Genomic DNA, 12,525 nt, shown 5'->3' on the forward strand with positions numbered 1-12,525 from the left:
TGACTTAGGCTTTAGCGTAAACAGCGTCGAGTATGCTTTTTGCGCCTTTGCTCAATAGCTCTTCTGCAAGGGCAACCCCTAATTGCGTGGCGTCGGTTTTTGGACCTGTGATCACGCCTTCGATGATTTCACTACCATCAGGGTTACCGACTAGGCCGCGTAATGTCATCTCATCACCATTGATTTCGGCAAATGCGCCAATCGGCACTTGGCATCCACCTTCTAGGCGCGTGTTCATCGCGCGCTCGGCAATCACACGGTAGCGCGTTTCTAAATGTTCTAATGGTGCCAGTAGGGCCTTAACGCGTGCGTCGTTGGTGCGACATTCGATACCCACAGCGCCTTGGCCGTTGGCGGGCAAGGATTCTTCGGCAGAGATAAAGCTAGCAATCCGCTCAGATAATTTCAGGCGAATTAAGCCAGCAGCGGCAAGAATAATGGCATCGTATTCGCCGTTATCAAGTTTAGCTAAACGAGTGCCTACGTTACCGCGTAAATCTTTGATAATAAGGTCAGGGCGTGATGCGCGCAGTTGGCATTGACGACGTAGGCTCGAGGTGCCCACAGTTGCGCCTAATGGTAATTCACTGATCGTTTTATATAAATTTGATACAAAGGCATCGCGGGGATCTTCACGCTCGCAAATAACTTCAAGGCCTAAGCCTTCTGGGAAGTCGACTGGCACGTCTTTCATTGAGTGCACCGCGATATCGGCAAGATCGTCTAACATGGCGACTTCAAGCTCTTTGACGAACAAACCTTTACCGCCCACTTTGGCTAGCGGCGTATCTAAGATAACGTCGCCCTTAGTGCTCATTGGCAGCAATTCCACCACAATACCGGGGTGAATGCGTTCTAATTCGGCTTTAACAAATTCAGCTTGCCACATGGCCAGCGGACTCTTGCGGGTTGCGATACGTATGCGGTTCTCAGACATGCCTAGTTTCCATCAAAGATCTTAGTTGCGCCAATGCTAACATTGGCAAATCGTTTATGTAAGGAAGCCGTATCGATTCTTTGAAGTTGGCGATGTTCTAGATACCGTGAAAGCGTGACGGGCTTCACGTTTAGTTGCTCGAGTTTGTAAAAGTGTTAACATGAGCACATTTCCCATAAGTGCTTAAGTGTTGTGTTTTTGAATGGATCGGCAAATACAGTTTCCTGATATAGCAGAAAGACTTAATAAGGTACGTATTGCACGCGCCTTAGCTTTGCTATCGCCGCTACAAAAACACTTATTCCATTTGATCCCTTTTTTAATTCACCAGAACGGTGTTCAGTATCCTGGCTATCATGCCGCCAATACGCCCTGTGGAATCAACGAGTATCAGGTTGGTGAGACTGAGTCCCAGGCCTGCGATGTGTTCTCTCTGCCTTTTACTACTCAAGAAGCGGATATCAATGCCTTTGAAGGCGTTTATGCGATGGGGAGTACTGGCAGTTTTGGCCAAAATGCCAAGAGCGATGTCGATGTTTGGTTAGTACATAGGGCTGATCTGTGTTCTGAGGATTTGGCGCTAATCAAGATTAAAGCGACTCGATTGACTGCTTGGTTTGCCGAGTATCAGTTTGAGGTGAATTTTTACTTAGTTCATCCGCAGCAGTTTTGTGGCGGTAAAGCCGTTCGCGGATGTCAATCCGCAATGGCCCATGAGCATAGCGGTAGTATGCAGCATTGGCTATTACTTGAAGAGTTTTATCGCAGCCAAATTCGTTTGGCGGGTAAAACAATTGCATGGTGGCCAGACGCTAAACTCAATCCTGCGCTCTTGTCCTTAGGCGATGTACATGAATTACCTGCGAGTGAGTACTTTGGTGCTTCGTTATGGCAGCTCTACAAGGGCTTAGAAAAGCCCCATAAGGCGCTGATTAAAGTATTGCTACTCGAGGCTTATGCCAGTGATTATCCCCATTCAACTCTGCTTTGTGATCACTTATGGCAGAAAACGCTCGCCGGTGATTTTTCGACGTCGAATGATGCCTATTACTCTATCTATGAGATTATCGAAACCTATTTACTTAAGCAGAATGATACTCGCCGACTAGAGATAGTGCGGCGCTGCTTCTATTTAAAATGTGGTGTGCACTTGAGTCGAACCCAAGAGGGCAAAGATTGGCGTTATCCTAAATTGCAAAAGCTGGTGCAGGATTGGCAATGGCCAGATAGTCTGATTAGCACTTTAGACAATTGTGAACATTGGCATAGTGGCCAGCTCAATTGGTTTAACGAGCAACTGAATGAATTGTTATTAGCGAGCTACCAAACCTTATTACGCTTCGCATCGACACATGAGTTAAATGAAGGTTTGCGGATCGAAGATTTGGGAATGCTGACTCGCAAGTTGCATACCTATTTTAGTCAAGATGAAGACCAAATCGCTAAGCTGAATTTACTGTGGAGTGCTTCAGTCGCTGAGTCCGAAGTGACTATGGTCTCAAGCTCCCGCGAGCGCCAATATTATCTGTATCGACAAGGGCCTCAGCCACAAAATTTGTTAGGCGAGTCGGCAATATGTAAGGGAAAAACCCCTTCAGCTTTAATTATTTGGGCATGTTTAAATGGGATCTCGACGCCGAGTACTCAATGGCATGAATATGGTCAGAGTAAGGCAAAGTCGAAACGGCTTACCGAAGCTTCTAAGCGGTTACTGAATTTTATCGACCACGATTGGCGTGTATCTAAACGTGACTTATGTCAGCCATGGCATTTTCGTAAGCTGATTTTCGTGCTCAATCTGGATTGCGATCCCACCATTGAATGGCAAGGACAGGAAATGATGGTCGATGTGATGAATGCGAACGTGTTCTCACTCGGGCGTAAAAAAGCCAATATGCTTGGTGCGTTAGATGCGATTTGCTTGAATAGTTGGGGTGAATGGCAGTGTCATCGCTTCGAAGGCGATACCGCGGTATTGCAAGCTTTAGCCTTTGTGACGCCGGGGCTAAGACGGGCCAGTTTACCTGTGGATATGGATGTGATCAGCTGTTCACAGAAGTTACGCCCACAGCTTAAATTAGCAGTGAAAAATCTACTAAAACAAACTATGCGTTTGTGCCAACAAGTGCAGCAATCCAGCACCTTAGTGCAGCCACTGCAGATAAGTCGTACTCGCTATGGGATCTTTTTTAATCCTTTAGGTATGGCTTATCAGGACTTGAGCGATGCCAAGTCATTTTATCAACAGTTATCCCGCAGTCATCTTGTACTATTGCCGCGGCCTGAATTAGGTGACGATCCCTTTTCGAGTATGCCGAAAGTGGTGCAAAACTATGTGGCTAAAGGCGCGATTCAGTATTTTCTACGCCAACGGGTCGATAACTTGGATGTATTTATCCTCGATGAGGAAAATCAACTAAGCCATTACGTGCAGGCGGGATCAAACATGGCCGAGTTGGTAAATAAAGTGAGCCATCACTATGTGTTCGATGAGCATTATGCTTCACGGGCCCGGTTTAATATTCCGCAATTTTTCCATTTAGTGCGGGTAGCCGGAGAGTTAACGGTAGCGCCTTTCGGTATCGATGTTAGCGATCAAGACACTGAGTTTTAGCTGGTTTTTAACATAAATAATGGGAGCTAAGGCTCCCATTATTGTTTTGCACTATTACGGCTTTGCACTACGGCAGGCTTAGATTAGAAGCTAAGCTTAATGCCGCCTTGGCGCTCGATAGACTCTTGCACGAATGGCATAAATTCGCCGCCATTTCGTCCGTCCATCCATTTACCTTCAACAAAACCAAAGTGATATCCACCAAAGCGTGTGGCGACCCAAATCTCATGCAAAGGTTCTTGCTTGTTGATCACTATCTTAGAGCCATCAACAAATTCTAATTGCAATACGTTGCCACTGGCATCGATATCAAGATCGGCATCTTGCTCATCAATCGCAGTTTCAATCGCATTTTCTATGGCTTGGAACATGTCATCGGCGAGCTGGTGAAATTCTGTATCTGTCATGGCCATGCATTTCTGTCCTTTGCTTTCGTCAAGATGGGTGCGATTATAAGGCCATTAGTCACCAGATGCACAGATGTTGAGAAAAATGAGACTGTTTTTATTGTTATTGCTTGGTAGCCTATTCATTACTGCATGCGGCCAGAAGGGCCCCCTCTATCGATCTCCGGCCACAGAGGTGAATCAGCCTAAAAAGGTTGAGGCGTCTAAACCTGAGCCTGAAGTAGAAGAGATTAAAACCGAAATTCGAGCCATCGAAGTACAAAAAACACAACAATAATAGCAGCTATAACTATCATCACTATCGCAGCGATAAAGCGCAGTAAGGAATCAGACATTGGATCACTTTCTCTACCAACAAAATGCCCTGCACGCCGAAGGCTGTCAGGTCGCCGACTTAGCTCAAACCTATGGTACGCCGCTGTATATCTATTCCCGCGCCACGCTAGAGCGCCATTGGCATGCCTTTAATAACGCCGTGGCAGATCATCCACATTTGATTTGTTATGCGGTTAAAGCTAATTCGAACTTGGCCGTACTGAATGTGTTGGCACGTTTAGGTAGTGGTTTTGATATCGTTTCGGGTGGTGAGTTAGCAAGAGTGATTGAAGCGGGTGGCGATCCCGCTAAAGTGGTGTTCTCTGGCGTGGGTAAAACTGCGGCCGAAATGGAACAGGCACTTAATCTGGGCATTTATTGCTTTAACGTCGAGTCGAGCGCCGAGCTTGAGCTGTTAAATTTGGTCGCAGGTCGTTTAGGTAAAGTGGCGCCAGTTTCCTTGCGAGTCAATCCCGATGTGGATGCGGGTACTCACCCCTATATTTCGACTGGCCTTAAAGAAAATAAATTTGGTATCGCTATGGATGAGGCCGAAACCGTCTTCGCCCGTGCCCATGCTTTGCCACATTTAAAAGTGAAAGGTGTCGATTGTCATATCGGTTCGCAATTGACAGAAATTCAACCTTTCCTCGATGCAATGGATCGTATGCTAGCGTTGATCGATCGTCTGGCTGAACAAGGTATCGTCATTGAGCATTTTGATGTGGGTGGCGGTTTAGGTGTGACCTATGATGCTGAAACTCCGCCGCATCCTGATGTGTATGCCGCCGCCATATTGGCGCGTATGGGCGACCGTCAACTGAAGCTAATCTTCGAACCGGGCCGTGCGATTGCCGCTAATGCGGGGATTTTTGTTACTCAGGTGCTGTATCTGAAAGAAAACAGCGACAAGCGTTTTGCGATTGTCGATGGCGCGATGAATGACTTAATTCGCCCTGCACTTTACAGCGCATGGCAAAATATTATCCCAGTCGTGCCAAGGGACTCTGAGGCCTATGAGTTTGATATTGTTGGTCCAGTGTGCGAAACCGGTGACTTTTTAGGTAAAGATCGCAAGCTGGCTTTAGTGGCTGGGGATTTACTTGCTGTGCGTTCGAGTGGTGCCTATGGTTTTGCGATGGCCTCTAACTACAACACGCGTCCTCGTGCGGCCGAAGTCATGGTCGATGGTGAGCACGCTTTCTTAGTGCGTGAGCGAGAAAAATTGTCTCAGCTCTGGCAAGGTGAGCAACTCCTGCCGTAAACTAGAAAAATTATATTGATTCAGGCGCTTGGTTTCATACTTAATGAGCGGCGCCTCGGCTTAAAGGATAAGTATCTTGATCCAATTCACTAAGATGCACGGACTGGGTAACGATTTTATGGTGGTCGATGGGGTCACGCAGAACGTGTTCTTTTCGCCTGAGCAGATCCGCCGTTTAGCCGACCGTAACTTTGGCATAGGTTTCGACCAATTACTGTTGGTTGAGCCGCCCTATGATCCCGATTTAGATTTTCATTATCGCATCTTCAATGCCGATGGCACTGAAGTCGAACAATGCGGTAATGGCGCCCGTTGTTTCGCCCGTTTTGTGCGTAATAAAGGCCTGACTAACAAGAGTAAAATCCGTGTCAGTACTTCGTCTGGCAAGATGACTCTGCGCTTAGAGCGAGACGGTACAGTTACCGTGAATATGGGCGTGCCGATCCTCGAACCGAGCCAGATACCCTTTAAAGCTAAGAAAGCTGAGAAAACCTATTTACTGCAAACACCGCTGCAAACCTTTTTATGTGGCGCGGCTTCTATGGGTAATCCCCATTGCGTGCTCGACGTTGAAGATGTGGCGAGCGCCTCCGTTGCTGAAATTGGTGCCATGCTCACTAAGCATGAGCGTTTTCCCCGTGGTGTGAATGTGGGATTTATGCAGGTCGTGGACTCTGGTCACATTAAGCTGCGGGTGTATGAGCGCGGCGCGGCCGAAACCTTGGCCTGTGGTACAGGCGCATGTGCAGCTGTAGTTGTGGGTCAAGTGCAAGGAAAGCTCGGCCAGCAAGTGCGGGTGGATTTACCCGGCGGTACTTTAACCATTAACTGGGAAGGCGAGGGGAAACCTTTGTGGATGACGGGCCCAGCGCAACACGTTTATGATGGACAAATTCAGTTATGACAGAGCCCTTGATGCCGCAGACGAATGTGCCCTTTGATGAGTTGATTATTCGCGAGTATCTGCTGGATAATCCTGATTTTTTCAATCGCTATCCCGAACTATTGCTGGCAATGCGTCTGCCCCACCTGGAGCGCGGCGCTATCTCTTTAGTGGAACGTCGTCAAGAAATGCTGCGCCAGCGAGTCAGCCAGTTGGAAGAAGAGATCACCAGTCTGTTAACGATGGCGGCGCGCAACGAGAAAATTTACCAATTCAATACTGAGTTATCCTTCCAGCTACTGAATTGTGCCGATCTAGTGTCACTCAAAGAAATCTTAGCCGACAGTTTAAAATTACAGTTTAATTTCAGTCATGTGCGTTTGATCAGCGTTCTCGATGCCGATATGAAGGCAATATGGGATCAAAGGCTGCATAAAGGTCACTATTTTGGTCGGCTAACGCAGCAAGAAGCCAAACGGTTATTTGGTAGCGAAGTGGGTTCGGTGGCACTGACTAAATTGTCGGAAGACAACCCGGTGATTTTTGCCATTGCTAGCCAAGATGTCACCCATTTTCATCCTGATATGGATAACATGCTGCTGGAACAGTTGCGGCGTTTACTGGCGCATATGCTTGCCAAGCTGTAACGGCCGTTGAGCTATAGTGCTCACCCAAGGCTTGGCAAAACCCATGAGGAAACCGATATGAGTACGCAAACAGGCGAAGTGTCGGCATTAAATACTCAATGGTTACAAACCTTTGAACGTTATCTGAGTACCGAGCGACAGTTGTCTGCCCATACAGTACGTAATTACCTTTATGAGCTTAATCGCGGTAGCGATCTCTTGCCCGAAGGCGTGCATTTACTCAATGTGAGCCGTGAGCATTGGCAGCAAGTATTAGCCAAATTGCACCGCAAAGGTTTAAGCCCGCGATCGCTTTCTCTGTGTTTATCGGCGGTAAAACAATGGGGTGAATTTTTGCTGCGCGAAGGCGTGATTGAGCTTAATCCCGCCAAAGGCTTAAGTGCCCCCAAACAAACCAAACCTCTGCCGAAGAATATCGATGTCGATGCTATCAGTCACTTGCTCGACATTGAAGGTACAGATCCGCTGAGTCTGCGGGATAAAGCCATGATGGAGTTGTTTTATTCCAGTGGCTTACGTTTAGCAGAACTCGCCGCGCTCAATTTATCCAGTGTGCAATACGATTTGAAAGAAGTGCGAGTCTTAGGTAAAGGCAATAAGGAGCGTATCGTCCCAGTCGGTCGTTTAGCGATTACTGCGCTGCAGAATTGGCTCAATTGCCGAAAGCAGATCCCCTGTGAAGATAACGCCTTATTTGTGACTGAAAAAGGCAAGCGACTCTCCCATCGCAGTATTCAGGCGCGCATGGCTAAATGGGGTCAAGAGCAGGCATTATCGGTGCGAGTACATCCCCATAAGCTGCGTCATTCCTTTGCCACTCACATGTTAGAAGCGAGCGCCGACTTGCGGGCGGTACAAGAATTATTGGGTCATGCGAACCTAGCGACCACACAAATTTATACCAGTTTGGATTTCCAACACTTAGCTAAGGTGTATGATAACGCCCATCCTAGAGCGAAAAAAACACAGGATAAATAATGCGTTGCTATCTTAGGCCTCAACATATTCAAGCGATCAGTTTCGATCTCGACGATACCTTGTACGACAATCTGCCGCATATTTTAAATGCCGAGGCTGAGCTGGCGACGTTTCTGTTGCAGACTTATCCATTATCGCAGGCGTGGCAACCCCATGATTGGCGCAGGCTAAAACTGCAACTTTTGCAACAAAATCGTGAGCTCGCCCACGACACCAGCGCAGCACGTTTAGCTACGCTTCGCCAAGGTCTAATACAATTAGGGTATTCGTCGACTGAAGCCGAACGCGGCGCCGAGCAAGGATTAGCATGCTTTTATTTTTATCGCAGCCATTTTCAAGTGTCTGACGAAGTGCTCTTATTACTCAAGCGCTTATCGCAGCATTTTAGATTAGTCGGGATCACCAATGGCAATGTGGATGCCGAGCGGATTGGTTTAGGTGATGCCTTCGAGTTTGTGTTGCATCCAGGTAATGGCGTGCATATGAAACCCGCTAAAGACATGTTCGAATTGGCCTGCTCGCGATTAAACATTGCACCGCAACATTTACTGCATGTTGGCGACAGTATGAATGCCGACGTTCGTGGTGCTCGATTGGCGGGGTGTCAGTCTGTGTGGCTAAATCCCAGTTTTGGTCGAGTCGATTCCTTACCGATAGCCGCCTTGTTGCCCCATTTAGAAATAGCCTCCCTCGACGCTTTGACAAAAGTATTGGCTATCGACGTAAACTAACTTAGCGTGCATTTTTAATCTGTATCTTTGGGTGATTGAGATCAAGGTTTGCCAGCCAAATTTGCACTAAAGTTAAGTTTTATATCACTAAAGTCACTGACTAAGGCTATTTTATGGCGCGTATCGGGTTGTTATTACTGCTCACTTTATGTTGGATCGCGCCGGTATCGGCCCATGAGATCCATTCAGGTGGCGGTTTCATGTCGGGTTTTAATCATCCCGTATTGGGCTTCGATCACTTGCTGGCTATGTTGAGTGTGGGCATGTTGAGCACCCAGCTCGGTGGCCGCGCGATTTGGACTGTACCCTTAGCATTTGTCACCTTTATGTTAGTGGGCGGGATTTTAGGTTTATATGCGATTGCCGTTCCCTTTGTCGAAATAGGTATTGCCCTCTCAGTGTTGTTGCTCGGTCTTGCTATCGCCTTCGATCGTCAAATTCCGCTGTTATTCGCCATGGCCTTTGTGGGCGTATTCGCGATTTTCCACGGGCATGCCCACGGCGCTGAAATGCCGGAATTGGCTAGCCCAGTCCTGTATGCCCTAGGGTTTTTATTTGGTACAGCAGTCATCCATTTAGGCGGCGTAATGATAGGCCTTGGAATGCAGCGGATGACAGGGCAACGCAATTTAATGCGCGTTACTGGCGTGGCGATTGCGGCCATGGGCGGCTATCTATTAGCAGGTTTTTAACGTAATAACAGGATGTTAGATTTACTGGATTAACGCGCCTTGAGTTGCTTCATGCAAAGATGGGCGCGGCGCAGCAGTAGATTGACCTGCCGACGGCTCGCATGCATGTCGGCATCTCCCACCCTAAAATAACTCCCAGTGTAAGGATCGCTGCCGACGTAGATAGGTTTTAGCTGCTCAGGCGCCAGCGGTACGCGGATACGAATGAGTTTTTTGTTCATAATTTCAATAATCTGTACATCTGAAATCGCTAAAAGATTGTGACTCGTGCGACTCGGGTCATCGAGGATTTCCCAAAATTCTTGTAAAACAGGAAGCGGATTGGGAATGCCTTCAATGCTGAAATGGCCACGCTCTTCTCGCACACCTAGGATGATTTCACCACCCAAAGTGTTGGCAAAAGAGCTATAAGTCGCCCAAATGTCTTCGGGTAATTGACCTTGGCCATCGCGGCCACCTGCGAGTTTAAATTCTACTTGGGCCGATTCGTGCAAATTGGCAATATCATCGAGTGCAAATGATTGAAATGTCATGGCAGCTTATCCGTCAGCGACACATGACTTGTTGTAGCACGTCAACAATTGAAAGGCCAGACTTAGGTCTGGCCTCAAGGTTAAGCGGAAAATCTGTAATTTGGAGCCGCTACGGGATAAACATTTAATCAATTATTGAGTCAGACCCAATGCCTTAGGAAAAAGAATATTGTTTTCTAAGTGAATATGCTGATGTAAGTCCGCCTCAAATTCCGCCAGAGTGGCATAACAAACACGCCATGTAGTGCACGCATATTCAGGTGGTGTGAAGTCGTTAGTGAGCTCGTGTAATTTTTGCAAAATCAAACCGACTTCTTCATGCTCATGTTGCATCGCATTGATGGGGTTGCCAATATGGCCAAAGCAAGCCTCAACCTGCTCTCCATGACTCATGGCGCGGATCGCCGGAAACAGTATTTTTTCTTCCTTCATTAAATGTGGCATTAAGTCTTCAACTAAGGCTCGTACCCAACCCGCAAAGGGAACGATTTCGGCATAGTGCTCACCGTGAGCGCGAATCATTTTCTCGGAATATTCGACCAATAAAGGGGCTTTTTCGCGCACGTATTGATGGTGCGTTGATTCTATATATTCGATAAGTTGATCTAAGGGTAATTGATTTAATTCATCTTCTTTGCCACCGGTAAGTGTTGCGGCATTCAGCGCAGCAACCACTTTTGCGGGATCTACATCTGCACGCTCACAGGCGACCGCCAGTGATTTACCCCCGCCACAACAAAAATCGATACCAAATTGACTAAACACATGTGCGCGGCGAAAGTCTTCTGCCACTAGTTCACCTATTTTTCGTTCTAGCCAATGATTGTGTTGAGAATTAAACCCATGGGGTGGGAGTTGTGCATCTTTTGAGACAGAAGTAGCAGACATGAGTAGCTCCAGAGCAGCAATAAATTTACATTCATATTATTTGCAGCTTTAGCTTGTGGCAACTAATCCCGACTAAAATAGTCAGGTTTTGCCGATGATGTCACAGTTAGTTGAGCGAAATATCTCTTAAGGAGTAGGTCACCCAACTTATTTGTAGCTGGCAAATTGGCTCTCGAAACGTTGAGATACTGAGTGACGATCACGCCAAAGCGTTTCATTTTTTATCACTTAATTCGGAAGCGACAACTTGGCCTTGTTTAGAATATTCATGCAGCTGGGTAGGTTTTGCCCGCGGTAATTGCGACAAGCCCAAAAGGGGCCGAATCGACCATCTTTTAATAGCATATCGCCACCACAGAGGCTACAAAGTGGTGCTATATGACCACAGTTCTCATTCAAACATACCTTAAAGCCAGCAAAGCGTGTGCGGGTCATTGGGCTAGCACAGAGCTCACAACCTTCTTCCTTGTGATCGCAAAGGGGAAAATGTGAGCAGGAATAAAACGATTTAAATTTTCCCGTTCTAGGCTTAAGCGTTCCCGTGCTACAACGCACGCATTTTATGTCTTCAAATAACCTTTGTACTAAAGAGGTGCTGAACTCATCTTGTTCAATTGCGTAGCCTTTTGTAAGCAGTTCGGTGACGAATGGGCTCACGTCTGTCATATCGGCAATCACATAGGCGCGGTGTTTTGCCCGCGTTAACGCGACATAAAACAGTCGACGTTCTTCTGCAAATTCAAACGCTTCCGTTTTTGGTAAAAATGCATCTAGTATCGGAGGAGTGACTTTCATTGAAGGGAAGCCATGCATTCCCGTCTTCATCCCCATGATCACCACATAATCGGCTTCTTTCCCTTTCGAAGCATGAAAAGATTGGCACTCGATTTTCAAGTTAGGGTACTTAGCCTCGAGTTGGTTTACTTGGGTTTTATCGGGTAGCTGAAACCAAAAACGTGCCAGTAAATAGACGCTTGCCACGCTGTTAAGTTTGTCACTTCTAGCGCTTATCCTTGCACTAATGGCCATTAATGATTGTTCCAGTGCATTTGGGCTTGGTTCATTTAGGTTTGACTGCTCGTTTTCTCCGCGGCGTAATATTGAGACTGCAGGGTAGGCGACCTGCATGAGGGAGCGAATGTCCTTCCTCAATTGCGTGGGATTCTGGGTGACAAACTGAGTGGCAACTTGCCCAATACTACTGTTAAACCTAAAAGTCAGATCCAAGTAGCTTTGGGCTGTTGGGCCAAAATATTGGCTAAATTGCGTGGTTAAACTTACATCTGCACCGCTAAAACGATAAATTGCCTGCCAGTCATCCCCGACACAAAATAAAGACGTCAACGCTTTAGAATGGGGTGCACAGGAATCCCTCAAGGCACGTACTAAGCGCTGAAGGATCCCCTCATAAATCAGCCATAGCATAGCCATATTTGAGCAACTGATTGGCGAATAATACCCAGGCCGCCAGCAATTCTTTCTCCGTGATTTGATAATCAGGCCGCCTGAGTACCTCCAATCCCAAGCGAATCGTTGAGAGTACCGTTCGATGCCCAATGGTATTGGCCTGAAAATGCTTATCCCAGCCCTGTTGCTGTGCGTGTAAACCAACTAGCCACAACAGGCATTGAACCAT

The 12,525-nt window shown here is 47.1% G+C and carries 12 protein-coding genes and 2 pseudogenes; 8 read left to right on the plus strand and 6 right to left on the minus strand.

All coding sequences use genetic code 11. From position 1 onward, the window contains the following. Window positions 1–4: 4 nt before the first annotated feature. Window positions 5–937: a hydroxymethylbilane synthase gene (gene hemC / locus L5M10_RS05945; RefSeq protein WP_113940849.1), complete on the minus strand. Its 933-nt coding sequence runs from the start codon at window positions 935–937 to the stop codon at window positions 5–7. A 202-nt stretch (window positions 938–1,139) separates the two neighbouring features. Between hemC and L5M10_RS05950 the strand changes: the two genes are divergently transcribed. Beyond that, window positions 1,140–3,551: a class I adenylate cyclase gene (locus L5M10_RS05950; RefSeq protein ID WP_263255017.1), complete on the plus strand. Its 2,412-nt coding sequence runs from the start codon at window positions 1,140–1,142 to the stop codon at window positions 3,549–3,551. An 83-nt stretch (window positions 3,552–3,634) separates the two neighbouring features. Here the strand turns inward: L5M10_RS05950 and cyaY are convergent, their stop codons facing one another. Next, window positions 3,635–3,964 (minus strand): iron donor protein CyaY, encoded by a 330-nt coding sequence (gene cyaY, locus L5M10_RS05955; protein ID WP_105250439.1) that lies wholly within the window; start codon window positions 3,962–3,964, stop codon window positions 3,635–3,637. Between the two features lie 79 nt (window positions 3,965–4,043). On the opposite strand from cyaY, the gene lptM reads away from it, so the two are divergent. The 7 genes from lptM (at window position 4,044) to L5M10_RS05990 (ending at window position 9,468) form a co-directional block, all read left to right on the plus strand. Then, entirely contained in the window at window positions 4,044–4,235 is a 192-nt protein-coding gene (gene lptM, locus L5M10_RS05960) for an LPS translocon maturation chaperone LptM (RefSeq protein ID WP_168825920.1), read from the plus strand. 57 nt (window positions 4,236–4,292) lie between these two features. Beyond that, window positions 4,293–5,537 carry a diaminopimelate decarboxylase gene (gene lysA / locus L5M10_RS05965; protein WP_263212892.1) on the plus strand — a complete coding sequence of 415 codons (1,245 nt, stop codon included), beginning with the start codon at window positions 4,293–4,295 and terminating at the stop codon, window positions 5,535–5,537. A 76-nt stretch (window positions 5,538–5,613) separates the two neighbouring features. Further along, complete coding sequence (dapF, locus tag L5M10_RS05970; RefSeq protein ID WP_263207596.1) at window positions 5,614–6,441, plus strand: diaminopimelate epimerase; 828 nt, start codon at window positions 5,614–5,616, stop codon at window positions 6,439–6,441. Then, window positions 6,438–7,067: a DUF484 family protein gene (locus L5M10_RS05975; protein ID WP_173496192.1), complete on the plus strand. Its 630-nt coding sequence runs from the start codon at window positions 6,438–6,440 to the stop codon at window positions 7,065–7,067. Before dapF ends, L5M10_RS05975 begins: the two co-directional genes overlap by 4 nt. A gap of 57 nt (window positions 7,068–7,124) precedes the next feature. Then, window positions 7,125–8,045 (plus strand): tyrosine recombinase XerC, encoded by a 921-nt coding sequence (xerC, locus tag L5M10_RS05980; protein WP_131523372.1) that lies wholly within the window; start codon window positions 7,125–7,127, stop codon window positions 8,043–8,045. After that, the gene (locus L5M10_RS05985) at window positions 8,045–8,776 is read left to right on the plus strand and encodes an HAD-IA family hydrolase (RefSeq protein WP_168825913.1); all 732 of its coding nucleotides are present in this window, start codon (window positions 8,045–8,047) and stop codon (window positions 8,774–8,776) included. Before xerC ends, L5M10_RS05985 begins: the two co-directional genes overlap by 1 nt. A gap of 113 nt (window positions 8,777–8,889) precedes the next feature. Then, window positions 8,890–9,468 (plus strand): HupE/UreJ family protein, encoded by a 579-nt coding sequence (locus L5M10_RS05990; RefSeq protein ID WP_105250432.1) that lies wholly within the window; start codon window positions 8,890–8,892, stop codon window positions 9,466–9,468. Window positions 9,469–9,497: 29 nt separating this feature from the next. On the opposite strand, the gene L5M10_RS05995 is transcribed toward L5M10_RS05990, so the two are convergent. The 4 genes and pseudogenes from L5M10_RS05995 to L5M10_RS06010 form a co-directional block, all read right to left on the minus strand. Next, the gene (locus L5M10_RS05995; RefSeq protein WP_105250431.1) at window positions 9,498–10,001 is read right to left on the minus strand and encodes a helix-turn-helix domain-containing protein; all 504 of its coding nucleotides are present in this window, start codon (window positions 9,999–10,001) and stop codon (window positions 9,498–9,500) included. A gap of 132 nt (window positions 10,002–10,133) precedes the next feature. Then, on the minus strand, window positions 10,134–10,889 hold the full coding sequence (gene ric, locus L5M10_RS06000; RefSeq protein ID WP_198573128.1) for an iron-sulfur cluster repair di-iron protein: 756 nt from the start codon (window positions 10,887–10,889) through the stop codon (window positions 10,134–10,136). Between the two features lie 228 nt (window positions 10,890–11,117). After that, a pseudogene (locus L5M10_RS06005) lies at window positions 11,118–12,281 on the minus strand (3'-5' exonuclease); the annotation flags it as partial. Window positions 12,282–12,294: 13 nt separating this feature from the next. Beyond that, window positions 12,295–12,525, minus strand: a pseudogene (locus L5M10_RS06010) (IS4 family transposase); the annotation flags it as partial.

Source organism: Shewanella sp. SM32 (genome assembly GCF_025654235.1).
GTDB lineage: Bacteria > Pseudomonadota > Gammaproteobacteria > Enterobacterales > Shewanellaceae > Shewanella > Shewanella oncorhynchi.